The organism is Pseudomonas huaxiensis, from assembly GCF_003231275.1.
Lineage (GTDB): Bacteria > Pseudomonadota > Gammaproteobacteria > Pseudomonadales > Pseudomonadaceae > Aquipseudomonas > Aquipseudomonas huaxiensis.
Genome location: NZ_QKVL01000021.1, coordinates 62,350 through 86,751 on the forward strand (window position 1 = coordinate 62,350; position 24,402 = coordinate 86,751).

General features: G+C 61.9%; 20 protein-coding genes. 9 read left to right on the forward strand and 11 right to left on the reverse strand.

The genetic code is table 11. The annotated features are described in order from the left end of the window. Positions 1 to 52 precede the first annotated feature (52 nt). The 10 genes from DM374_RS20455 to DM374_RS20500 all read right to left on the reverse strand — a co-directional run bounded on the left by DM374_RS20455 (position 53) and on the right by DM374_RS20500 (position 12,780). The gene (locus tag DM374_RS20455; RefSeq protein WP_110971532.1) at positions 53 to 1,615 is read right to left on the reverse strand and encodes a SpoVR family protein; all 1,563 of its coding nucleotides are present in this window, start codon (positions 1,613 to 1,615) and stop codon (positions 53 to 55) included. Next, positions 1,612 to 2,883, reverse strand: coding sequence for a YeaH/YhbH family protein (locus tag DM374_RS20460; protein WP_095156160.1), 1,272 nt, complete (start codon positions 2,881 to 2,883; stop codon positions 1,612 to 1,614). The genes DM374_RS20455 and DM374_RS20460 overlap by 4 nt, the downstream gene beginning before the upstream one ends. A 136-nt stretch (positions 2,884 to 3,019) precedes the next feature. Continuing rightward, entirely contained in the window at positions 3,020 to 4,942 is a 1,923-nt protein-coding gene (locus DM374_RS20465; RefSeq protein WP_095156159.1) for a PrkA family serine protein kinase, read from the reverse strand. A 281-nt stretch (positions 4,943 to 5,223) separates the two neighbouring features. Then, a complete protein-coding gene (gene glpE / locus DM374_RS20470; protein WP_110971533.1) occupies positions 5,224 to 5,553 on the reverse strand; it encodes a thiosulfate sulfurtransferase GlpE in 330 nt (109 codons plus the stop codon). Positions 5,554 to 5,585: 32 nt separating this feature from the next. Further along, positions 5,586 to 6,443 (reverse strand): symmetrical bis(5'-nucleosyl)-tetraphosphatase, encoded by an 858-nt coding sequence (locus tag DM374_RS20475; protein ID WP_110971534.1) that lies wholly within the window; start codon positions 6,441 to 6,443, stop codon positions 5,586 to 5,588. Further along, positions 6,443 to 6,823, reverse strand: coding sequence for a Co2+/Mg2+ efflux protein ApaG (gene apaG, locus DM374_RS20480; RefSeq protein ID WP_110971535.1), 381 nt, complete (start codon positions 6,821 to 6,823; stop codon positions 6,443 to 6,445). The genes DM374_RS20475 and apaG overlap by 1 nt, the downstream gene beginning before the upstream one ends. Positions 6,824 to 6,922: 99 nt before the next feature. Continuing rightward, positions 6,923 to 7,729, reverse strand: a complete 807-nt coding sequence (gene rsmA / locus DM374_RS20485; protein ID WP_110971536.1) for a 16S rRNA (adenine(1518)-N(6)/adenine(1519)-N(6))-dimethyltransferase RsmA — start codon at positions 7,727 to 7,729, stop codon at positions 6,923 to 6,925. Continuing rightward, on the reverse strand, positions 7,726 to 8,715 hold the full coding sequence (pdxA, locus tag DM374_RS20490) for a 4-hydroxythreonine-4-phosphate dehydrogenase PdxA (RefSeq protein ID WP_110971537.1): 990 nt from the start codon (positions 8,713 to 8,715) through the stop codon (positions 7,726 to 7,728). The genes rsmA and pdxA overlap by 4 nt, the downstream gene beginning before the upstream one ends. Then, entirely contained in the window at positions 8,712 to 10,028 is a 1,317-nt protein-coding gene (surA, locus tag DM374_RS20495; RefSeq protein WP_110971538.1) for a peptidylprolyl isomerase SurA, read from the reverse strand. The genes pdxA and surA overlap by 4 nt, the downstream gene beginning before the upstream one ends. Further along, positions 10,009 to 12,780, reverse strand: coding sequence for an LPS-assembly protein LptD (locus tag DM374_RS20500; protein ID WP_110971539.1), 2,772 nt, complete (start codon positions 12,778 to 12,780; stop codon positions 10,009 to 10,011). The genes surA and DM374_RS20500 overlap by 20 nt, the downstream gene beginning before the upstream one ends. A gap of 285 nt (positions 12,781 to 13,065) precedes the next feature. Between DM374_RS20500 and DM374_RS20505 the strand changes: the two genes are divergently transcribed. Genes DM374_RS20505 through DM374_RS20515 form a run of 3 tightly spaced genes read left to right on the forward strand, consistent with a single transcriptional unit; the run spans position 13,066 to position 15,522 of the window. After that, a complete protein-coding gene (locus tag DM374_RS20505; protein ID WP_110971540.1) occupies positions 13,066 to 14,091 on the forward strand; it encodes an aminoglycoside phosphotransferase family protein in 1,026 nt (341 codons plus the stop codon). After that, entirely contained in the window at positions 14,088 to 14,759 is a 672-nt protein-coding gene (murU, locus tag DM374_RS20510; RefSeq protein ID WP_110971541.1) for an N-acetylmuramate alpha-1-phosphate uridylyltransferase MurU, read from the forward strand. The genes DM374_RS20505 and murU overlap by 4 nt, the downstream gene beginning before the upstream one ends. A gap of 1 nt (position 14,760) precedes the next feature. Continuing rightward, a complete protein-coding gene (locus tag DM374_RS20515; RefSeq protein WP_110971542.1) occupies positions 14,761 to 15,522 on the forward strand; it encodes a DnaJ domain-containing protein in 762 nt (253 codons plus the stop codon). On the opposite strand, the gene DM374_RS20520 is transcribed toward DM374_RS20515, so the two are convergent. Further along, positions 15,519 to 16,517, reverse strand: a complete 999-nt coding sequence (locus tag DM374_RS20520) for an alpha/beta hydrolase family protein (protein ID WP_110971543.1) — start codon at positions 16,515 to 16,517, stop codon at positions 15,519 to 15,521. The two genes, DM374_RS20515 and DM374_RS20520, sit on opposite strands and share 4 nt — an antisense overlap. Positions 16,518 to 16,611: 94 nt before the next feature. Between DM374_RS20520 and DM374_RS20525 the strand changes: the two genes are divergently transcribed. The 6 genes from DM374_RS20525 (at position 16,612) to DM374_RS20550 (ending at position 24,262) form a co-directional block, all read left to right on the forward strand. Next, entirely contained in the window at positions 16,612 to 18,996 is a 2,385-nt protein-coding gene (locus DM374_RS20525; RefSeq protein WP_110971544.1) for a PAS domain-containing sensor histidine kinase, read from the forward strand. 15 nt (positions 18,997 to 19,011) lie between these two features. Next, a complete protein-coding gene (locus DM374_RS20530; RefSeq protein WP_110971545.1) occupies positions 19,012 to 19,641 on the forward strand; it encodes a response regulator in 630 nt (209 codons plus the stop codon). Positions 19,642 to 19,908: 267 nt separating this feature from the next. Further along, complete coding sequence (locus DM374_RS20535) at positions 19,909 to 21,033, forward strand: ABC transporter ATP-binding protein (RefSeq protein ID WP_110971546.1); 1,125 nt, start codon at positions 19,909 to 19,911, stop codon at positions 21,031 to 21,033. Positions 21,034 to 21,073: 40 nt separating this feature from the next. After that, a complete protein-coding gene (locus DM374_RS20540; RefSeq protein WP_095156143.1) occupies positions 21,074 to 22,108 on the forward strand; it encodes an ABC transporter substrate-binding protein in 1,035 nt (344 codons plus the stop codon). Positions 22,109 to 22,175: 67 nt separating this feature from the next. Continuing rightward, positions 22,176 to 23,423 carry an ABC transporter permease gene (locus DM374_RS20545; protein WP_095156142.1) on the forward strand — a complete coding sequence of 416 codons (1,248 nt, stop codon included), beginning with the start codon at positions 22,176 to 22,178 and terminating at the stop codon, positions 23,421 to 23,423. An 11-nt stretch (positions 23,424 to 23,434) separates the two neighbouring features. After that, on the forward strand, positions 23,435 to 24,262 hold the full coding sequence (locus DM374_RS20550; RefSeq protein WP_095156141.1) for an ABC transporter permease: 828 nt from the start codon (positions 23,435 to 23,437) through the stop codon (positions 24,260 to 24,262). Positions 24,263 to 24,402: the final 140 nt, after the last annotated feature.

The window sequence follows — 24,402 nt, forward strand, 5'->3', positions numbered from 1 at the left end:
TCCGTAGATGCCCCACAGGATAACCTGTGTGACATCACGGAGGCTGCCTGGGTTACAGGTGGACGACGGCGAGGTCGAGGCGACCGTGGTCACCCTCGGAGTGCTCCCCCCGTGGCGGAACATGATGGGTTTTCATGATCTGCTCGCCCTGCAGGGTTTCGAGGTGAATATCGAAGCCCCAGAGACGGTGCAGGTGCTTGAGGACTTCCTCGGTTGAGTCGCCCAGTGGTTTGCGGTCGTGTTGTTGGTGGCGCAGGGTGAGTGAGCGATCGCCGCGGCGGTCGATGCTCCAGATCTGCACGTTGGGTTCGCGATTGCCGAGGTTGTACTGGGCCGCCAGGGTTTCGCGAATGACGCGGTAACCGCTCTCGTCATGGATTGCCGGGACCAGCAGATCGTCGCGCTGATCGTCATCCATGATGCTGAACAGTTTCAGATCACGAATGACCTTGGGCGAGAGGTACTGCAGGATGAAGCTCTCGTCCTTGAAGCTGCTCATGGCGAACTTGATGGCGGACAGCCAGTCGCTGCCGGCGATGTCGGGGAACCAGTGGCGGTCCTCTTCGGTAGGGTGCTCGCAAATGCGGCGAATGTCGGTGTACATGGCGAACCCCAGCGCATAGGGGTTGATGCCGCTGTAGTAGGGGCTGTCGAAGCCGGGCTGGAACACCACGCTGGTGTGGGACTGGAGGAATTCCATCATGAAGCCGTCAGTGACCAGGCCTTCGTCGTACAGGTCGTTCATCAGCGTGTAGTGCCAGAAGGTTGCCCAGCCTTCGTTCATTACCTGGGTCTGGCGCTGTGGATAGAAATACTGGGCGATCTTGCGCACGATGCGCACGATCTCACGCTGCCAGGGCTCCAGCAGCGGCGCATGTTTCTCGATGAAGTAGAGGATGTTTTCCTGAGGCTCGGCGGGGAAGCGCCCGGCGTCCTTGTCGCTGGACTTGTCGGCCCCTTTCGGAATGGTGCGCCACAGGTCGTTGATCTGCTTCTGCAGGTGCTCTTCGCGGTCTTTCTGTCGACGTCGCTCTTCTTCGGCGGAAATCGGGTAAGGCCGTTTGTAGCGGTCGACGCCGTAGTTCATCAGGGCGTGGCAGGAGTCCAGCAGGTCTTCCACGGCATCGATACCGTGGCGCTCCTCGCACTGGGTGATGTACTGCTTGGCGAACACCAGGTAATCGATGATCGAACTGGCGTCGGTCCAGGTGCGGAACAGGTAGTTGCCCTTGAAGAAACTGTTGTGCCCATAGCAGGCGTGAGCCACCACCAGGGCCTGCATGCAGATGGTGTTTTCCTCCATCAGGTAAGCGATGCAGGGGTCGGAGTTGATCACGATCTCGTAGGCCAGGCCCATCTGACCGCGGCTATAGGATTTTTCCGTGCTCAGGAAGTGCTTGCCGTAGGACCAGTGGTGATAGCCCAGCGGCATGCCCACCGAGGCGTAGGCGTCCATCATCTGCTCGGCGGTGATCACTTCGATCTGGTTGGGGTAAGTGTCCAGGGCGTAACGCTCTGCCAGGCGGCTGATCTCGCGGTCATAAGCCTGGATGAGCTCGAACGTCCACTCGGACCCGGTGGAAATGGGATGGCGTTTCTGCTCTCTGGCGGTCATGTCACTAACCTGCGCTGGAAGAGTTCACGGAAGACCGGATAGATATCGCCGGCCGACACCAACTGTTGCTGGGCGAACGTGTCAGCAAAGGCTTCGCCGATACGTTCGTATTCGTACCAGAGGGCCTGATGTTCGCGGGGCGTGATTTCGACGTAAGTGTAGTACTGCACGAACGGCATGATCTGCTTGCTGAGGATCTCCCGGCAGATGGGCGAATCGTCGTTCCAGTTGTCACCGTCCGAGGCCTGGGCGGCGTAGATGTTCCACTCGCTGGCCGAATAGCGTTCGGCCATGATTTCCTGCATCAATTTCAGCGCGCTGGAGACAATGGTGCCGCCGGTTTCGCGTGAATAGAAAAACTCTTCTTCATCCACTTCGCGGGCGCTGGTGTGATGGCGGATGAACACCACTTCGATGCGGTCGTAATTTCGCTTCAGGAACAGGTACAGCAGGATGAAGAAGCGCTTGGCGATGTCCTTGGTGGCCTGGGTCATGGAGCCGGAAACGTCCATGAGGCAGAACATCACTGCCTTGGAACTCGGGTTCGGGTGTTTGACCAGCAGGTTGTACTTGAGGTCGAACGTGTCGAGGAAGGGGATGCGGTGGATGCGGGCGCTCAGGCGCTCGATTTCCGCTTCGATTTCCTGAATGTCGCCGAAATTGTCGGGTTCCTCGCGTTTCAGCCGCTCCAGTTCTTCCCGTACCTCACGCAGCCGCGCGCGGCTGCTGCCGGACAAGGCGATGCGCCGGGCATGGGCTGAACGCAAGGTGCGGATGATATTGATGCGCGACGGGTTGCCTTCGTTGCTGATCCCGGCACGTACGGTCTTGAAGGTGTCGGTGCCGGTCAGGTGGCGTTTGACCAGATTGGGCAGTTCCAGGTCTTCGAACATGAATTCGAGGAACTCTTCCTGGGTGATCTGGAAGACGAACTCATCCATGCCTTCGCCGGAGTTGCCCGCCTTGCCGCGACCGCCACCCCCGCCGCCGCCTTGTGGGCGCGGAATGTGCTCGCCGGCGGTGAATTCCTTGTTGCCAGGGTGAACCACGGTTTGTTTGCCACCACGTCCGTGGTGAAGAACGGGTTCGTCGATATCGCGTCCGGGAATGCTGATCTGCTCACCGTGCTCCATATCGGTAATGGAGCGGCGGCTTACGGCTTCCTCGACGGCTTTCTTGATGTGGTCACGGTAACGCCGCAGAAAGCGCTGGCGGTTGACCGTGCTCTTGTTCTTGCCGTTCAGGCGTCGGTCGATTACATAGCTCATGGGCCCCTCCGGTAATGCAGCCGCAAGCGTCAAGCTACGCGCTGCAAGTAAAAGCCTTCGCCTCGGCCATGAGCTGTGCGGTGTGCCTGGGCACCCCGCGAACAGCTCGTGGCTTGTGGCTTACAGCTGACAGCTTTTACTGGGATTTTCTGACCCGCAGGTACCATTCCGAGAGCAGGCGAACCTGTTTGTCCGTGTAGCCGCGCTCCACCATCCGCGTAACGAAGTCGTTGTGTTTCTGTTGATCCTCTTTGCTGGCCTTGGCGTTGAAGCTGATGACGGGCAGGAGATCCTCGGTGTTGGAGAACATTTTCTTCTCGATGACCACCCGCAGTTTTTCGTAGCTGAGCCAGGTCGGGTTCTTGCCGTTGTTGTTGGCCCGGGCGCGCAGTACGAAGTTGACGATCTCGTTGCGGAAATCCTTCGGATTGCTGATGCCGGCCGGCTTCTCGATTTTCTCCAGTTCTTCGTTGAGGGCGATGCGGTTGAGGATCTCGCCGGTTTCCGGATCGCGGTATTCCTGATCCTGAATCCAGAAGTCCGCGTACAGCACATAGCGGTCGAAGATGTTCTGGCCGTACTCGCTGTAGGACTCCAGGTAAGCGGTCTGGATTTCCTTGCCGATGAACTCGATGTAGCGCGGCGCCAGGTATTCCTTCAGGAAGCGCAGGTAGCGTTCGCGCACTTCGGCCGGGAATTGCTCCTGCTCGATCTGCTGTTCCAGCACGTACAGCAGGTGAACCGGGTTGGCCGCCACTTCATGAGGGTCGAAGTTGAACACCTTCGACAGGATCTTGAAGGCGAAGCGGGTCGACAGGCCGTTCATGCCTTCGTCTACGCCAGCGCTGTCGCGGTACTCCTGGATCGACTTGGCTTTTGGATCGGTGTCCTTGAGGTTTTCACCGTCATAGACGCGCATTTTCGAGTAGATGTTCGAGTTTTCCGGCTCTTTGAGGCGCGAGAGCACGGTGAACTGAGCGAGCATCTTCAGGGTGTCAGGCGCGCAATGAGCCTTGGCCAGGGAGCTGTTGAACAGGAGCTTGTCGTAGATCTTGATTTCGTCACTGACGCGCAGGCAATACGGCACCTTGACGATGTAGATCCGGTCGATGAACGCCTCGTTGTTCTTGTTGTTGCGGAAGCTGTGCCATTCCGATTCGTTGGAGTGGGCCAGCAGGATCCCGGAGTAAGGGATCGCGCCCAGGCCTTCGGTACTGTTGTAGTTGCCTTCCTGGGTCGCGGTCAGCAGCGGGTGCAGGACCTTGATCGGCGCCTTGAACATCTCGACGAATTCCATCAGGCCCTGGTTGGCCCGGCACAGTGCGCCCGAGTAGCTGTAGGCATCGGCGTCGTTCTGCGGGAATTCCTCGAGCTTGCGAATATCCACCTTGCCCACGAGGGCCGAGATGTCCTGGTTGTTCTCGTCGCCCGGCTCGGTCTTGGCCACGGCGATCTGGTTGAGGATCGAAGGGTAGAGCTTGACCACCTTGAACTGGCTGATGTCGCCGCCGAATTCGGCCAGGCGCTTGGTCGCCCAAGGAGACATGATGGTGCTCAGGTAGCGACGCGGGATGCCGAAATCTTCTTCCAGAATCGCGCCATCCTCGGTGGCATTGAACAGCCCCAGTGGTGACTCGAAAACCGGCGAGCCCTTGATGGCGTAGAAGGGCACCTTCTCGATCAGTTGCTTGAGTTTTTCCGCCAGGGACGATTTACCGCCACCTACCGGGCCGAGCAGATAAAGGATCTGTTTCTTCTCTTCCAGGCCCTGCGCAGCATGGCGGAAGTAGGAAACGATCTGATCGATGCATTCCTCCATGCCATGGAAATCTTCGAAGGCCGGATAACGCCGGATGACCTTGTTGGAGAAAATTCGCGACAACCTGGAGTTGTTCGAGGTGTCGACCAGTTCCGGCTCCCCGATGGCCATGAGCAGACGCTCAGCCGCTGAGGCGTATGCGCTGCGGTCGTTCTTGCAGAGCTCTAGATACTCCTGCAGCGAGAGCTCTTCCTGACGGGTGGACTCGAAGCGTTGTTGGAAGTGGCTAAAAATACTCATGACGTCACCTCGCTCGATACGTGGAGCCGACGCCGGATCAGTCAGCTGATGCTGGCATGCAATCGGGATGGACGATTGCTGTATACCCCCCAGAACACCTTGAAATCGCTACCGATGACCCGCACGCCGGTGTACCGGCTCTCCCCTTTTTGGATGGCCTGGGCTTAAGGATAGTTCGTAATCCGGGAGGTCAAGGACGGAAGGGCGATAAGTTCGCCATGACCGTTCGTCTGGTCAGGCGCGAGCCCGCACGGGACGCGGGCTGCGGGGAATTTAAAAAATTATTCGGGCGTCCCTTGGCTGGTTTCCGCCGGGTAGGTGCCGCGCCACAACTCGAAACCACCGTCGAGGCTGTAGACCTCCGAGAAGCCCTGGCCAGCCAGGTACGCCGCTGCGTTCTGGCTCGAGTTGCCGTGGTAGCAGACCACCACGGTGGGCGCATCCAGGTCGGCGTTGCGGATGAAGTCGGCAACCGAGTGGTTGTCCAGGTGATGGGAGCCTGCGATGTGGCCAGTGGCGTAGCTTTGGGGGTCGCGAATATCGACCACGACCGCACCTTGTTCACGCAGCGCCTGGGCCTGCTCGGGAGGGATGCGTTTGAATTCGCTCATGGGGCGGTTTCCTTCAACAGTGAAGGGCCATTCTAGCCGTTTGTGTGGGGCGTGGCAGGTGGGGTCGGGGTGCCTTTCGGCTTGCAGTCGCAGCGCTGGAATTCGCCACTGTCGACATTCATCAGGGTCATGGCGCCGCCCCACACGCAGCCGGTGTCCAGGGCAAAGACCCCGGGCGCATTGCAGCGGCCTTCGAGGGCCGCCCAGTGGCCGAAGATGATCTTCACGTGCCGCGAGCGGCGGTCCTTGTGGGCGAACCAGGGCTTGTAGCCGGGCAGGGCGGTGTCGGCGCCTTCCTTGCCCTTGAGGTCGAGCTTGCCGTCTGCGGTGCAGAAGCGCATGCGGGTGAAGTAGTTGGTGATGACGCGCAGGCGGCTGACGCCGGTCAGGTCCTTGTTCCACTTGGCGGGCTCGTTACCGTACATACCGTCCAGGTAAGGTTTGAGGCGATTGTCGTCACGCAATACCTCTTCGACCTCGGCGGCCAGGGCCAGAGCCTTGGCCAGGGTCCATTGCGGAGGAATGCCGGCGTGAACCATCACGGTGCCGCGGGCCTCGTCGAAATGCAGCAGCTTCTGCCGGCGAAGCCAGTCCATCAGTTCCGGGGCGTCCGGTGCATCAAGCACTTCGCGCAGGGTATCGCTCTTTTTCAGTCGCTCGATGTTGTGCCAGGCCGCCAGCAGGTGCAGGTCGTGATTACCCAGTACGCAGACCAGCGAGTCGCGCATGCCATAGAGGAAGCGCAAGGTTTCCAGGGACTGCGGGCCACGATTGACCAAATCGCCCACCAGCCACAGACGATCGACGGCGGGGTTGAAGTTGACTCGTTCGAGCAGGCACTTTAGCGGCTCCAGGCAGCCCTGCAGATCGCCGACGGCATACGTCGCCATCAGTGCAGGGCCCCGGGAACGGCAAGGCGGAACGGCGCGATCACCGCTTCGAAGCGCACGCCGTCTTCGGCGAACATCTGGTAGCTGCCTTGCATGGTGCCGACCTTGGCGGACAGCACCGCACCGCTGCTGTAGGTGTGGCTCTGGCCCGGTGCGATCAGTGGCTGCTGCCCCACCACGCCGTCTCCGCGAATCTCTTCCACCTTGCCGCTGCCATGGGTGATGACCCAGTGACGGGAGATCAGCTTGGCCGCCACGGCGCCGTTGTTGCTCACCGTGATGGTATAGGCGAACGCAAACTGCTCGTTCTCGAGGTTGGACTGTTCCGGGAGGAAGCGGGTGACGACGCTGACGTCGACCTGATAGCGCGGTTCGGACATGCGAAGGGCCTTCAATACAAGCGGATGTTGCGAAGAAGTCAGTCTAGGCCATTGGCCGGTGCGCCGGCCAGCCTCCGAAGGAAGCTGGCCGGGCTTGTGTTACTTGGCAGGCGCTTGTTCGGCCAGCTTGTCCGCCAGACGGACAAAAGCGGCCAGATCGAGTTGCTCGGGACGCAGGCTGCCGTCGACACCGGCGGCTTCGATCGCATCGCTGCTGAGCAGAGCCTTCAAGGTGTTGCGCAAGGTCTTGCGGCGCTGGTTGAAGGCTTCGCGAACGACGCGTTCCAGCAGTCGGTGGTCCTTGGCCGGGTGAGGCAGGGTTTCGTGAGGCACCAGGCGTACGATCGCGGAGTCCACTTTCGGTGGTGGATTGAATGCGCCCGGGCCGACATTGAACAGGTGCTCGACCCGGCAGTGGTACTGGACCATGATCGACAGACGTCCCCAGTCGCCGCCGCCAGGGCCTGCGGCCAGGCGCTCGACCACTTCTTTCTGCAGCATGAAGTGCATGTCGCGGATCAGGCCGGCGTTGTTCAGCAGGTGGAAGATCAGCGGGGTGGAGATGTTGTACGGCAGGTTACCGACCACTCGCAGGGCGCGTGGTGCGGCGCCGAGGGTGGTGAAGTCGAACTTCAGCGCGTCGCCCTGGTGCAGGCGGAAGTTGCCGCGGTCGGCGAATTGCTGGTTGAGGATTGGCACCAGGTCCTTGTCCAGCTCCACCACGTCCAGTTGCGCGCCGCTGCTCAGCACGCCTTCGGTCAGGGCGCCCTGGCCGGGGCCAATCTCCAGGATGTGCTCGCCGGCCTTGGCATTGATGGCGCGCAGAATGCGATCGATCACGCCAGCGTCGTGCAGGAAGTTCTGACCGAAGCGCTTGCGCGCCCGGTGTTGGTATTGCTCAGTCATAGTCGGGTCTCGGCCATCTGGTAGGCGGTTTCCAGTGCGACCTGCAGGCTGCCTGTGTCGATCTTGCCAGTGCCGGCAAGGTCCAGAGCGGTACCGTGATCCACCGAAGTACGGATGATCGGCAGGCCGAGGGTGACATTCAGTGCTGCGCCAAAGCCCTTGAACTTGAGCACGGGCAGGCCTTGGTCGTGGTACATCGCCAGCACTGCATCGCAGTGCTCCAGATATTTGGGGGTAAACAGTGTGTCGGCGGGCAACGGACCACGCAGGTCCATGCCTTCGCCACGCAGGCGTTCCAGCGTGGGCTCGATGATGTCGATTTCCTCGCGACCCAGATGGCCACCTTCGCCGGCATGCGGGTTGAGTCCGCAGACCAGGATGCGCGGAGCGGCGATACCGAATTTCTGTTGCAGGTCGGCATGCAGGATCCGCGTGACCCGCTCGAGGCGTTCGACAGTGATGGCGTCGGCCACGTCGCGCAGGGGCAGATGGGTTGTCACCAGGGCGACGCGCAGGCCGCGGGTGGCGAGCATCATGACGACCTGGGCGGTATTGGTCAGTTCGGCGAGGAATTCGGTGTGTCCGGAGAAAGCGATGCCGCTCTCGTTGATCACGCCCTTGTGTACCGGGGCGGTGATCATGCCGGCGAAGTGCCCGTCCAGGCAGCCCTGTCCGGCGCGGGTCAGGGTTTCCAGGACGAAGGCGGCGTTGGCCTTGTCCAGCGTGCCCGCGACCGCCTTGTTTGCCAGTGGCGTGTCCCAAACGTACAGGCTGCCGGCTTTGGCGGGCTGGTCGGGGAAGGCGGCGGGGCTGACGGGCAGCAGTTCGACAGCCACACCCAGTTGCGTGGCCCGCTCGGCGAGCAGGTCACGACTGGTGATGGTAATCAGGGGATAAGGCTGGGCTTGCGAGGCGAGCAGCAGGCAAAGGTCAGGACCTATGCCGGCCGGCTCGCCGGGTGTGATGGCGAAGCGCTGAGGTTTCACTGGGCTGCCTGTTCGGCGCCAGGAAGCTTGATCTCGACGTAGGCTTCGTCGCGGATCTGACGCAGCCAGCTTTGCAGCTCTTCGTCGTACTTGCGGTTGCGCAGTACGGTCATGGCCTGTTGCTCGCGGGCCTGGGCAGTGCTGTCAGTGGCGCGACGACCAAGGACTTCAAGTACGTGCCAGCCATATTGAGTCTGGAACGGCTTGGACACTACGCCTTGCTGGGCATGGGCCATGACTTCGCGGAACTCGGGTACCAGGGCGTTCGGGTCGATCCAGTTGAGGTCGCCGCCGTTGAGCGCCGAGCCCGGGTCTTCCGAGAAGCTCTTCGCCAGTTCGGCAAAGTCTTCACCCGCCTGGATGCGATCGTACAGACGCTGGGCCAGGACCTTGGTCTCGGCTTCGCTGCGGATTTCGCTTGGCTTGATCAGGATGTGGCGTACATGGACTTCATCACGCAGTTGGGTTTGGCCGCCGCGCTTTTCCTGCAGTTTGAGGATGATGAAGCCGCCTGGAGTGCGGACTGGCTCGGTGACGTCGCCAACTGCCATGGACCCGAGCATCTGGTCGAATGGAGGTGGCAACTGGGCCGCTTTGCGCCAGCCCATCTCGCCGCCTTCCAGCGCGGTTTCGCTGGCCGAACGGGCGATTGCCAACTGGGCGAAGTCGGCGCCTTGCTTGAGCTGCTGATAGATCTCGCCAGCCTGACGGGCAGCGGCCTGGATCGCGTTGGAATTGGCGCTTTCCGGGGTCGGGATCAGGATGTTGGCCAGACGGTATTCTTCCGACAGCTGCACCTTGCCCAGATCCGATGCGAGGAAGTTCTTCACTTCCTGCTCGGACACCTGGATGCGCTCGGCAACCCGGCGCTGGCGTACGCGGCTGATGATCATCTCGCGACGGACCTGCTCGCGGGCGTCATCAAAGGACAGGCCGTCATGGGCCAGGGCAGCGCGGAACTGCTCCAGGCTCATGTTGTTGCGCTGGGCGATGGTGCCGATGGCCTGGTTGAGTTCTTCATCGGTGATGCGGATACCGGAGCGTTCGCCGATCTGCAGTTGCAGGTTTTCGACGATCAGACGTTCCAGTACCTGCTGGTCGAGCACGCTGGTAGGCGGCACCGCGCCGCCCCGCTTGGCGATGGTCTGCTGGACTTCGTGGACACGCTGGTCCAGTTGGCTCTGCATGACCACGTCGTTGTCGACGATGGCGACGATCTTGTCCAGGGTCTGCACCGCGGCGTGCGCGGTGCTGCTCAACATCACGGCGCCCAGCACTAGCGGGCGCAGACAATCAATAAGCTTGGTCTTCACGTGTACGGTAACCTTGAATGCCTTGATCGAGGAACGACTCAACCTTGTTGCCCACTACACCACCGAGGCCTTTCAGCACGATCTGCAGGAAGACGCCGTGGTCGCCTTTTTCGTTTTGCGGTGCGTCCTGGCTGAATTCGTCGTAATCGACCCAGTAGCGGTTGATCAGACGCAGTTTCCAGCAGCAGTTGTCGTATTCGAAACCACCCATGGCTTCCAGTGTGCGGTTCCGGTTGTAGTCGTGCTGCCAGCGGGCGATTGCGGTCCACTGCGGAACGATTGGCCACATGACGGAGAAGTCATGTTGCTGGATCTTGTAGTAGTCCTTTACATAACCCGGTTGGCCTGGGGTCCCATAATCTCCGCCTCCCACTGACCATGTGCCGGTGGTCTGGTCGTAACGGACCAGGTCATTGCGGTAGCGGTAGCCGAAGTTGACGATCTTGTTGACGTTATCTTCAGGCTGGTAGTGGAACATGGCGCTTCCCGAACGTGTACTGCGAGTGTCCGGATCCCAGTTGAAGTCGGAAGCGACACGCCAGTCACGATTGAAGCGGAACTCGTACTCCAAGGCATAAGGAGAGACATCAGAGGTCGAGTCCTGGCGGATTCTTCCGTCAATGCCAGGCAATTGAACCTTGCGATCCTTGAAGTACAGTGCCTGGCCAATGCTGAAGCGCTGGCGTTCGAAGCCGTTATCTTCGATCCAGCGGTTGGTGAGGCCCAGTGAGAGCTTGTTCTCGTCACCGATACGGTCATTGCCGCTGAAGCGGTTGTCGCGGAACAGAGAGGAATAGTTGAAGGTCGACTCGCTGGTGTCGAAGATCGGGATATCGCTCTGATCTTTGTATGGCACGTAGAGGTAGTACAGGCGTGGCTCAAGGGTCTGACGGTAGTTTGTGCCGAACCACTGCGTGTTGCGATCGAAGTACAGGCCGCTGTCCAGGCTAGCGATCGGGACACTCCGGCTAGGGCTTTGGTCGAAGCTGGTAACCTGATTTCTGCCTCTCGAATCCAGGTCCAGGTCGTACTGGGTATAGACATACTTCAGTGTCGGCCTGAGGAAACCGTAGGTCCAGTCCATCGGCAAGCTGACTTCCGGTGCCAGGTTGACCCTGTTGCCGTTGGCCCGGGCCAAGCCTGATACGTTGTTGTCATACCAAGAGGACAGTTCGCCCTTTTCGTTACTGAAGTTGCCGGTACGCAGGCTGCGCTCAAAACGCACGAACTCGGTGTTGTACGCGAAATTCAGACCCGCCGGTTTGTAAGGCAGCGCGCCGTAAGCGAACACGTGTGGAAGGCGGTCATAGGGTGTAATCGTCGAGATATTCGCCATCTCATAGGCATTGACGCTCAAACCAGCTGTGAAGCTATCACCGCGCCAGCTCAGGCCAGCGCGCTGATTGACGTACTCGGTGCTTTCCACGCCGATCTGGTCCGACTCCAGATCCTGGAAGTAGTAAGGATCGCTGATGTCGGTGTAGTCGACTTCAGTCAGCAGGCGCGAATCCAGGCCACCTTTGTGTTGCCAGTTGACCATCCAGCGCTGGTCCTTGTAATCGGACATCTTGTTGCGCTCATCATCCTTGTCATTCAACCACGCCCCACCAAACTGGCCTTCGCTGGACTTGGTCAGGTAGCGAAACTCGCCTTCCATCAGCAAGCCGCGTTTGGCCATGTAGCGTGGGTACAGGGTGGCGTCGTAGTTAGGCGCCAGGTTGAAGTAGTACGGCGTGACCAGCATGAAGCCGGTGTCGCTGCTGGTGCTGAAGGACGGTGGCAGGAAGCCGGACTGGCGACGATCGTCGATCGGGAAGTAGATATACGGGGTGTAGAACACCGGAACATCTTTGACCCGCAGGGTGACGTTGGTCGCGGTACCGAAACCGGTAGCCGGGTTCAAGGTGATGTTGTTGCCCTTGAGCTGCCAGGCGTTGCTGTTCGGCTCACAGGTGGTATAGGTACCGTCCTTGAGGCGAATGATGGCGTTCTCGGCACGCTTGGCGTACAGCGCGTTACCGCGGATGCGCGATTTGTGCATCACGTATTCGGCGTTGTCGACCTTGGCTTCACCGGTGTCGAGCTGGATGTCGGCGTGGTCGCCCACTACCAGCGAACCGTTGTCGCGAATCTTCACGTTGCCGCTCAGCTCGCCGCGATTCTCGGCCTGATACAGGTTGGCCTCGTCGGCCTCGACCTGCATGCTGCCCTGGCGCATGACCACATCACCCGCGAGGGTGGCGATCTGCTGTTCCTGCTGGTAGCGGGAAACCTTGGCGCCGATGAAGGTTGGCGACTCGTCTTTAGGCGTGCTGTCGTCCATGCCCGGGCGGGTGGGTTCGATATAGGCACCGGAGCAATACGGACCGGCCTCGGCGAGTTGCGCCGCGGTCAGCTTGTCGCGCGGAACCCAGTCCAGATGGCTGTAGTCGGCGCTGCGGGACTTCAGTCCACGACCTTTGCTCTCGGTCACCAGCGCGGTGCTGGTGCCTTTCGCTTCGGCAGTGCCTGCGGCGACCTGCTCTGGCGTGGCATTGGCCGAACTGACGGCCGCACCGTCGTGCACCGGGCGCGGCGGAAGGGCGTTCACGCTGGTCTTGGGCTTGCAGTCCCAGCTACCGGAAGCGGAAACTTGGCAGTCGAACTGCTCGGCGGCCACCACGTACGACGTGGCCAGGGGTTGCAGTGCCAGCAAACCGCCGGTGACCAGCAACGGGAATTTTCTACGAAACGCGGGGGATTTCAATGCCATCTTATTAGTCCGGGCTTCCTGCGTGCCATCTGCCCGCGTGTGGGGCCGCACGCCTCTCGATGGTCTGAAAAAGATGCTGGATAATAAAGCATGACCCGCTTGGCGGCTAGGCTCTCTACGAAATGCGTCCCGGCTCGCTTGCGTTGCGTTGTAAATGCGCTCGGAATGCCCATCTACAACCGGTAAAGTCGGGCGCGCCCGCGGCCTTCGTTGCCTGTTTTGGCCTTGTCTGGCCTTCGTTCGAATACATTTTTCCAGAGCCCTGGGCCGTTGGAGACCCTTGTAATGCCCGATCACGATGTACGTCTGCAGCACCTCAACGTCTGGCTCGATGAGCAACTTGCACGTCTTTTCCAACAGCAGGGCTGGGGTCCGGTCCCCGCAGGTAGCCTGACGGCCGCCAGCAGCGATGCGAGTTTCCGCCGCTACTTCCGCTGGCAGGCCGATGGCCGCAGCTTCATCGTGATGGATGCACCGCCGCCCCAGGAGAACTGCCGGCCTTTCGTCGAAATCGCCCGCCTGCTGGCCAGTGCCAATGTCAATGTGCCGGTTATTCATGGTGAAGACCTGGAGCGCGGCTTCCTTTTGCTGAGCGACCTGGGCAACCAGACCTACCTTGATGTGATCGACAGCAGCAATGCCGACGCCTTGTTCCACGACGCGATCGACGCACTGCTCGCCTTCCAGCACCTGCCCATGGACGCTCCGCTGCCGAGCTACGACGTGGCGCTGCTGCGCCGCGAGCTTGAGTTGTTCCCCGAGTGGTATGTCGGCCGCGAGCTCAACGTGACCCTTGATGAGCAGCAGGCCGCAGCCTGGCAGCGCATCAGCAGCCTGCTGATCGACAGCGCCCTGGCCCAGCCGAAGGTCCTGGTGCATCGCGACTATATGCCGCGCAATCTGATGCGCAGCGTGCCGAACCCAGGCGTCTTGGACTTCCAGGACGCCGTCTACGGTCCGGTCACCTATGACATCACCTGCCTGTTCAAGGACGCCTTCCTCAGTTGGCCGCAGCCGCAGGTGCTCGGCTGGCTGCGCGACTACTGGCAACGTGCCCAGGCCGAGGGCATCCCGGTGCAGGCGGATTTCGAGGACTTCCATCGCGCCAGCGACCTGATGGGTGTGCAGCGCCATCTGAAAGTGATCGGGATCTTCGCCCGTATCTGTCACCGCGATGGCAAGCCGCGCTACCTCGCCGACGTGCCGCGTTTCTTTGCCTATATAGATGAAGTGATTTCCCGGCGGCCGGAGTTGGCCGAACTGGGCGAATTGATCACCCGTCTTCGTGCGACCGCGGAGGCGCGCCCATGAAGGCGATGATCCTCGCGGCCGGCAAGGGCGAACGTATGCGTCCGCTGACCCTGCACACACCAAAGCCGCTGGTGCCGGTGGCGGGTGTGCCGTTGATCGAATATCACCTGCGCGCGCTTGCGGCGGCAGGATTCACCGACGTCGTCATCAATCATGCCTGGCTCGGCCAGCAGATTGAGGACCACCTCGGCGATGGTTCGCGCTGGGGGCTGAGCATCCGCTTCTCCGCCGAGGGCGAGCCGCTGGAAACCGGTGGCGGGATCTTCAAGGCCTTGCCGCTGCTGGGTGATGAGCCGTTCGTGCTGGTCAACGGTGATATCTGGACCGACTACGACTTCACCCGCCTGCGCCAGCCGCTGCAAGGACAGGCGCATCTGGTGCTGGTGGACAATCCCGGGCATCACGGCGCCGGCGATTTCCGTCTGGCTGCCGGAGAGGTGCGCGATGGTGAGGGTGCCAGCGATACCCTGACCTACAGCGGTATCGCCGTGATCCATCCGGCGCTGTTCGCCGGTTGTCAGGCGGGTGCGTTCAAATTGGCTCCGCTGCTGCGTCACGCGATGGCTTGCGGTCAGGTCAGTGGTGAGCATTTTCGTGGGCACTGGGTGGATGTCGGGACGCTTGAGCGTCTTGCCGAAGTCGAGCACCTGCTCGCTGAGCAGCGCTGAGATGTTGTGGCCGAGCACAGTGATTGGTGCCGGAGCCGGCTTTGCCCTCGCCAGTATTCCTGGCGCGTTGTTGGGGGCGTTGCTCGGCCAGGCGATGGACCGCCGACTGCAATTGCACAGTTGGGCGCACCTGCGGGAAAAGCTGGGCGGGCGCCCGGTGCTGCGGGATGACGAAGTGCTGTTCGTGCTACTGGGGCGCCTTGCCAAAAGCGGCGGCCGGGTGCTCGAAGGGCATATTCAACAGGCGCGCCACGAAATGCAGCGGCTGGAGCTGGACACCGCCGGCCGCAAGAAGGCCATCGACGCGTTCAATCGCGGCAAGGCAGGGCGCGAAAAAGTGGACGGGCACCTGCGCCGCCTGAAGGAACAGCCGCATGCCGCCGAAGGCGTATTGCGTGCCTGTTGCCGCATGGCCTGGGCCGAAGGCCGTGCCGGGCGCGAACAGAAGGAACTGCTGGTGAGCTGGGGGCAGCAACTGGGCTGGTCGGCGGCCAAGGTGCAAGCCCTGGCGGGTGACTACGAGCCGCGCAAAGCCGCGCTTGAGGGCCCTGGCAGTTATCCCGAGGCGTTGCGCTTGCTCGGCGTGACAGCGGAGGCCGAGCCCGGCCAGATCAAGCAAGCCTACCGGCGCCTGCTGAGCCGCCATCACCCGGACAAGCTGCAAGGCAGCGGCGCCAGCCCGGCCCGGGTCCGCGAGGCGACCGAGCGCACGCGGGAACTGCATCAGGCTTACTCAATCATCCGCAAGCGCCACGGTTTTTAGTCCACCTGACTCGGGCTCAACCATCCGCGAATCCGCCTGAACAACTGCTCCTGCTCTGCAGTGCGGTTGCCGGGCATCGCGGTCAATGCCACTTGCCGGTAGTTGCTGTCCTTGAGCCGCTTGCTGGCCTGCAGGCGTTGTCTTGCTGCCTGGCGGGCCTGTTCCTGATCGCTGTAGTAGAAGTCGGCGGTCGGCACTTTCAGCGACGGGGTCAGGCTGTCCAGGCTGTGTTCGGCCTTCGACGGTGTTTGTGCGGCCACCAGCACCAGCTTCTGCACCTGGGCCGGCTGGCGTTCGCTCAGGTAACGGGTCGCCCAATAGGCGCCGCTGCCATTTCCGATCACGACAATACTGCGCGCGTTCTGCTGCTGGGCGTAGGCCACGGCGGCATCGAGGCGGGCGAAAATCCGTTCGGCGTCGGTGCTGTCACTGCTCGCACCACCGCCCGCGACACCCGGTGCGTCCGGAGTTTCCGCTTCCGGCGCAGTGGCCTGGGCGATGTTGGCGTTGGCGTCGGCGGGCGTGTCTTTCGCCGGTGCAGCTTTGCTGGTGTCAGCGGCTTCCGGTGCGGGTGCGGGACTTTCGCTACGGGCAACCGGGCTTTCGGTCAGCAGGTCGGGTAGTGACAGACTCAGGGTGCCCCACTCGGCATCGGGAAACTTGCGCCGCAGCGGGCCGACGGTCTTCGGCCAGTCGGCGGTTTCTCCAGCGCCGGCCAGAATTACCAGAACACCATGGGGAGAAGGGCTATTGGCCGGCTTCCACAAGGCCAGGAAGTTATCGCTGCCGGCTTGCAGGGTTTGCTGTTCTTCCTTGGGCACCTGGCGCTCCAGCGCCAGCGCGTCTTCCTGGCTCCGCTCGGCCAGCGGCTGACGTTGAACTGCGGCGGCGTCCTTCGTGGTTTCTGGCGTTTTGCCATCCTCGGCGAGCACGGTACACGGTAGTATCAAGGTCAGGCATAACGTAGGAAGCGTCGTGCGATAGAGTGAGAGCATTGATCGATCCAGGCCAGAATGATACCGGCAGCCTAATGGTATTTGTCCGGGACGGCCACGCCTCGCGACCGTCCTTCTATTGACGAGATTCAAGATGATTCGTTTGTGCCGTCTGTGGGTTATCGGCTGTTTTTGCTTGCCCTTGATCGTCTGGGCCGCGCCCGCGCCGACCTCGGTGCAGCTGGACTCGGCGCAACGGCAGTGGCTTGACCAGCACCGCAGCCTGCGGGTCGGCTTGGTGCTGCAAGCCCCTTTTGCCCAGTTCGATCGGCGTTTGCAGCAACTGTCCGGGGTCAACGTCGAGCTGATGAACATGCTCGCCCGCAGCCTTGGCCTGGACCTGACCTGGCGCAATTTCTCCGATCAGGCCGAACTCGAACGGGCACTGTCCGGCGGCGAGGTCGATCTGGCGCCGGGCCTGACCCAGACGCCCGCAGGCCTGCGCCTATGGTTGTTCAGCGATCCGTACATGCGCGTACCGCAGCTGATCGTCGGTCCGCGTAGCGGTGCGGTGGCGGTGGATCTGGAGAAGATCGGCGACGTCGAGCGGGTCGCCGTGCGCATGCCCAGCGCCGTGGCCGACTACCTGCGCGCCACCTATTCCAACCTCAACCTGCAAGGGGTGCCGGGTGAGCGGCAGGCCCTGCAACTGGTGGTCGGCGAGCAGGCGCGCTACGCGGTGGTGGACGAGGCGCAACTGAGCCGGCTGTCCCGCGAGAGCGAATTCAGCGAACTGGCGGTGGTCGGCGATATTGGTTTCCCGCAATTGCTCCGGGTCGCCTCGCGGCGTGACTGGCCGCTGCTCGCTGACATCCTCGAGCGTGGCCTGCAGGCGATTCCGGCCAAAGACCTGGAGCAACTTCACTCGCGCTGGTTGCAGCCAAAGTACCCGCGGCTGAGCGAGTCGCCGGGCTTCTGGCAGAACCTCGCGCTGTTATTCGCCGCGCTGTTTTTCAGCGGGGTGGCCATCATCATCTGGCAACGTCGCCAGCAGCATTTCCTCGAGCACAGCCTGCTGACCGCACGGGAAGACCTGGCTCAGCGGTTGTCCCGCGAGGAGGAACTGCGCCTCAGCCAGTTCTCCCTCGACCAAAGCACCGTGGGCATTCTCTGGGTGCACTGGGACAGCCATGTGCGCTATGCCAACCATGCGGTGGAAACGATGCTCGGCTATCAGCCGGGGGCGATGGTCGAGCGGCCGTTGATCGACTTCGATCCAGAACTGCATATGGATCGGTGGCTGGATTTATGGAAGCGCGCACGGGCCAGCGATGAATCCGCCCAGCGCTTCGAAACCCGCTGGCTGCGTGCCGATGGCAGTCTGCTGCCGGTGGACATGTCGCTGAGTTTCCTGCGCTTTCGCGATGCCGAGTACCTGGTGGTGTTCCTCACCGACGTGACCGAGCGCCGCCGTGCCGAAGCCGCCCAGCGTGAAAGCGAGGCACGGCTCAAGGGCATTGCCGCCAACGTGCCGGGGCTGGTGTTCCGCCTGGAGCGCGATCCCGGCATCGACGAATTGGAATTTCCCTACATCAGTGAAGGCAGCGAGGCGCTGGTCGGCTATGCGCCGGCAGAGATCCAGCACCCGGACATGGGCCTGCGCAGCCTGGTACACAGCGCCGACCGTGCCGACTATCACCGTGTCCAGGATCAGGCGCTGGCCAGCGACAGTGACTGGTCCTGGCAGGGGCGCATCCTCACCCGCCAGGGCGAACAGCGCTGGGCAGACATCAAAGCCAGTGCCCGCAAACTCAGCGGTGGCCGGGTGGTCTGGGACGGCATCGTCTGGGATATCACCCAGAGCAAGCAGGTCGAGCTGGAGCTGGCCCGCTCCCAGGAGCAACTGCGGGAACTGGCCGCGCACCTGGAGAGCGTGCGCGAGGAAGAAAAGGCGCGGATTGCCCGGGAAGTCCATGACGAGTTGGGGCAAATGCTCACCGTGCTGAAGCTCGAGACATCAATGTGCGAACTGGCTTACGCCGATCTCGACCCTGGCCTGACGGAGCGGTTGGGCAGCATGAAGCGTCTTATTGCCCAACTGTTCCAACTGGTCCGCGATGTGGCCACGGCCTTGCGGCCGCCGATTCTCGATGCGGGCATCGCTTCGGCGATCGAATGGCAGGCCCAGCGTTTCGAAGCGCGCACACAGATTCCGTGTCTGGTGCAGGTTCCGGAAAACCTGCCACCGCTCAGCGATGCCAAGGCCACCAGCCTGTTCCGCGTGTTGCAGGAGGCGCTGACCAATGTCATGCGCCATGCCCAGGCGCATACTGTCGAGATAACACTGCACCTCGACGGTCCCATGCTGTGTCTGATTATCAGCGACGATGGCCTGGGGTTCGTGCGGGACGACAGCCGTCCCACCTCCTTCGGGCTGGTGGGCATGCGCGAGCGGGTGTTGATGCTCGGTGGTGACATGCACCTTGAAAGTGAGCCGGGCGAGGGCACCAGCCTGCGCGTGCGCATACCTCTGGATTGAGACAGGAGCGAAAAAGTGATTCGAGTTCTGGTTGCCGAAGACCACACCATCGTGCGCGAGGGCATCAAGCAACTGATCGGCCTGGCCAAGGACATGCAGGTGGTGGGCGAGGCGGGCAACGGCGAGCAGTTGCTGGAGACGCTGCGGCACACCGCCTGCGAAGTGGTCTTGCTGGATATCTCCATGCCAGGGGTTAACGGCCTGGAGGCGATCCCGAGGATTCGCGCGTTGAGCTCGCCGCCGGCGATCCTGGTGCTGTCGATGCACGACGAAGCGCAGATGGCGGCGCGAGCACTGAAAGTCGGTGCTGCCGGCTATGCCACCAAGGACAGCGACCCGGCGCTGCTGCTCACTGCCATTCGCCGCGTGGCGGGCGGCGGGCGCTATATCGACCCGGACCTGGCCGACCGCATGGTCTTCGAAGTCGGCCTCACGGATGCCCGACCGCTGCATTCGCTGTTGTCGGAGCGCGAGTTCTCGGTGTTCGAGCGTTTGGCCCAGGGCGCCAACGTCAACGACATCGCCCAGCAACTGGCGCTGAGCAACAAGACCATCAGCACCCACAAGGCGCGGCTGATGCAGAAACTCAACGTGACGTCGCTCGCGGAATTGGTGAAGTACGCGATGGAACACAAGTTGCTCTGACTGTTCTGGAAACGACAGGGGGTGGGCAGTTTTTCGCGACGGTTCGGCGCTCCGACAAGCTCGCTCCTACAGTAGGAAGCTGCTCCCGATCCTGTAGGAGCGAGCTTGCTCGCGAAACCACGTACCTAAAACCGCCATCTTTGTAGGGCAATCCCTACAGCCACCTTTCCAACCGGCTGATATCAATCTCTCAGCCCCCCCGATTTGCGCAGCCCCGGCCCTTCTCTACGCTTGGATCACAGCAGTCATCCAATAAAAGGTGCGGGTATGAGTGAGGTCAATTCGAGCGCTGGAACCGGCGAAGTGCTGGTCAGCTTCCGTGGTGTGCAGAAGAGCTACGACGGCGAATCGCTGATCGTCAAAGACCTCAACCTGGACATTCGCAAGGGCGAGTTCCTGACCCTGCTCGGCCCGTCCGGTTCGGGCAAGACCACCAGCCTGATGATGCTGGCCGGTTTCGAGACACCGACCGCTGGCGAGATCCAGTTGGCCGGCCGTTCGATCAACAACGTGCCGCCGCATAAACGCGACATCGGCATGGTCTTCCAGAATTACGCGCTGTTCCCGCACATGACCGTGGCCGAGAACCTGGCGTTCCCGCTCAGCGTGCGCAACCTGAGCAAGACCGACGTCAGCGAGCGGGTCAAGCGCGTGCTGAACATGGTCCAGCTCGATGCTTTCGCCCAGCGCTATCCGGGCCAGCTTTCCGGTGGTCAGCAGCAGCGTGTGGCCCTGGCCCGGGCGCTGGTATTCGAGCCGCAACTGGTGCTGATGGACGAACCTCTCGGCGCGCTGGACAAGCAACTGCGTGAACACATGCAGATGGAAATCAAACACCTGCACCAACGCCTGGGCGTGACCGTGGTCTACGTGACCCACGACCAGGGCGAAGCGCTGACCATGTCCGACCGCGTGGCGGTATTCCACCAGGGCGAGATCCAGCAGATCGCCGATCCGCGCACCCTCTACGAAGAGCCGAAGAACACCTTCGTCGCCAACTTCATCGGCGAGAACAACCGCATCAACGGGCGCTTGCTCAGCCGCGACGGCGACCGCTGCCTGGTGTCCCTGGCCCGCGGCGAGAAGGTCGAGGCGCTGGCGGTCAACGTCGGTGAGCCGGGCGAGCCGGTGACCCTGTCGGTGCGTCCGGAGCGCGTGCGTCTGAACGGTCACAGCGAAAGCTGCGTCAACCGTTTCTCTGGTCGGGTGGCCGAATTCATCTACCTGGGCGACCACGTGCGGGTACGCCTGGAAGTTTGCGGCAAGGCCGATTTCTTCGTGAAGCAGCCTATCGCCGAACTCGACCCGGCCCTGGCCGTGGGCGACGTGGTACCACTGGGCTGGGCGGTTGAGCATGGACGTGCGCTCGATCCGCTCCTGGAAGCCCAATGAGGTTTGCGATACCAACCCCTGCAACGTGGAGAAAATAAGAATGCTCAAGCACTTGAAGTTGACCGCACTGACTCTGGGACTGTTCGCTGCGACCCAGGCGATGGCGGCAAGCGATCTGACCGTGATTTCCTTCGGTGGCGCCAACAAGGCAGCCCAGGTCAAGGCGTTCTACGAGCCGTGGGAAAAGGCGGGCAACGGCAAGATCGTCGCGGGTGAATACAACGGTGAGATGGCCAAGGTCAAAGCCATGGTCGACACCAAAAGCGTGTCCTGGAACCTGGTGGAAGTCGAGTCGCCGGAACTGGCTCGCGGCTGTGACGAAGGCATGTTCGAAGAGCTGGATCCTGCGCTGTTCGGCGATGAGTCCGACTACGTTCCCGGCGCTATCCAGCCGTGCGGCGTAGGTTTCTTCGTCTGGTCCACGGTCATGGCCTACAACGCCGACAAACTGAAGACCGCGCCAACCAGTTGGAAAGACTTCTGGGACACCAAGAACTTCCCGGGCAAGCGCGGCCTGCGCAAGGGCGCCAAGTACACCCTGGAATTCGCCCTGATGGCCGACGGCGTTGCGCCGAAGGACGTCTACAAGGTGCTCGGCACCAAGGAAGGCCAGGACCGCGCCTTCAAGAAACTCGACGAGCTGAAACCGAGCATCCAGTGGTGGGAAGCCGGCGCCCAGCCGCCGCAGTACCTGGCCTCGGGTGACGTGGTGATGAGCTCGGCCTACAACGGCCGGATCGCTGCAGTACAGAAAGAAAGCAACCTGAAAGTGGTGTGGAACGGCGGCATCTACGACTTCGACGCCTGGGCCATTCCGAAGGGCGCGAAAAACGCCGAAGAGGCGAAGAAGTTCATCGCCTACTCGGTCAAGCCTGAGCAGCAGAAGATCTACTCGGAAAACATCGCCTACGGTCCGGCCAACTCCAAGGCGGTCGCGCTGCTGTCCGACGAGATCAAGAAAGACATGCCGACCACCCCGGAAAACATCGCCAACCAGGTGCAGATCGACGTGGCGTTCTGGGCTGACAACAGCGAACAGTTGGAGCAACGCTTCAACGCCTGGGCGGCCAAGTAAGCCGTGCTGACAGGGCGCCGGTGCTGACACCGGCGCCCCCTGTTTCCAAGATTTTCCGGAGTTCGCTATGGCCATCGCAGTGCCCCTCAAAGAAGGCGCAGGTTCCAACCTCAAGCAGCGTCTGGCGCGTGCCGAGCGGGTCAACCGCTGGAAGGCGCAGGCGCTGATCGCGCCCCTGGCGCTGTTTCTGTTGCTGGTGTTTCTCGTGCCGATCGCCGCGCTGCTGTACAAGAGCGTCGGCAACCCCGAGGTCGTCAGTGGCCTGCCGCGCACCGTGGTCGCTGTGGCCGAGTGGGATGGCAAGAGCCTGCCGGGCGAGCCCGTGTACAAGGCGCTGAGCGAAGACCTCGCCGAATCGCGCAAGAACCAGACCCTGGGCGACCTGTCCAAGCGTCTGAACATGGAACTGGCCGGCTACCGCAGCCTCCTGGCGAAAACCGCCCGGGCCCTGCCATTCAAGACCGAACCGGCTTCCTATAAAGATGCCATGCAAGAGCTGGACGAGCGCTGGGGCGACCCCGCCTACTGGCAGGCTATCCGCCGCAACACCAGCAGCGTGACCCCGTTCTACCTGCTGGCGGCCGTCGACCATCGCATCGACGACCTGGGCGAACTGGCCCCGGCCACCCCGGACCAGGCCATTTACCTGGATATCTTCACCCGTACCCTGTGGATGGGCTTCGTCATCACCGCCATCTGCCTGGTGCTGGCTTACCCACTGGCGTACTTGCTGGCCAACCTGCCGACCCGGCAGAGCAACCTGCTGATGATTCTCGTGCTGTTGCCGTTCTGGACGTCGATTCTGGTGCGGGTTGCCGCGTGGATCGTGCTGCTGCAATCGGGCGGACTGATCAACAGCGCGTTGATGGCACTGGGGATCATCGACAAGCCGCTGGAACTGGTGTTCAACCGCACCGGCGTGTACATCTCGATGGTGCACATCCTGCTGCCGTTCATGATCCTGCCGATCTACAGCGTGATGAAAGGCATCTCGCCGACCTACATGCGGGCCGCGATTTCGCTGGGTTGCCATCCGTTCACCAGCTTCTGGCGGGTGTACTTCCCGCAGACCTACGCCGGTGTCGGCGCCGGTTGCCTGCTGGTGTTCATCATGGCCATTGGTTACTACATCACCCCGGCATTGCTGGGCAGCCCGAACGACCAGATGGTCAGCTACTTCGTGGCGTTCTACACCAACACCAGCATCAACTGGGGCATGGCGACCGCGCTGGGCGGCCTGCTGTTGTTGGCCACTGTGCTGCTGTACCTGATCTATAGCTGGCTGGTCGGCTCCAGCCGCCTGCGTCTGAGCTGAGGAGCGAATTCATGCTGAGCCCCTACATGTCGCCCGTCGAGCGGGTCTGGTTCTACAGTTTGCGCATTCTCTGCGGCCTGATCCTGCTGTTCCTGGTGTTGCCGGTGCTGGTGATCATCCCGCTGTCGTTCAACTCCGGCAGCTTCCTGGTCTATCCGCTGCAAGGCTTCTCGCTGCAGTGGTACCACAACTTCTTCGCCTCGGATGAGTGGATGCGGGCGTTGACCAACAGCATCATCGTCGCCCCGGCGGCCACCGCCCTGGCGATGGTCTTCGGCACCCTGGCCTCGATCGGCCTGACCCGCGGGGACTTTCCCGGCAAGTCGCTGATCATGGCCCTGGTGATTTCGCCGATGGTGGTACCGGTGGTGATCATCGGTGTGGCCAGCTATCTGTTCTTCGCGCCGCTGGGGCTGGGCAACAGCTTCATTTCGCTGATTCTGGTGCACGCGGTGCTGGGTGTGCCGTTCGTCATCATCACCGTGTCGGCGACCCTGCAGGGCTTCAACCACAACCTAGTGCGGGCCGCGGCGAGCCTGGGCGCTTCGCCGGTGACCGCGTTCCGCCGGGTGACCCTGCCGCTGATCGCACCGGGGGTGATTTCGGGGGCCCTGTTCGCCTTCGCCACCTCGTTCGATGAAGTGGTGGTGACCCTGTTCCTCGCAGGTCCCGAGCAGGCCACCCTGCCACGGCAGATGTTCAGCGGTATCCGTGAGAACCTCAGCCCGACCATCGCCGCTGCAGCGACCCTGCTGATTGCTTTCTCGGTCGTTCTGCTGCTGACCCTGGAATGGCTCCGCGGTCGTAGTGAGAAAATGCGTACGCAACAACCGGAATGATCCTGACTGATTGACCCCCTGTGGGAGCTGGCTTGCCAGCGATGGCGTATTGAGCCGGCCTCATCGCCGGCAAGCCGGCTCCCACAGGGTCACGCCGCTTTTGACGATGCCTGATGTACAATGCGCGCCACCGTGAAATT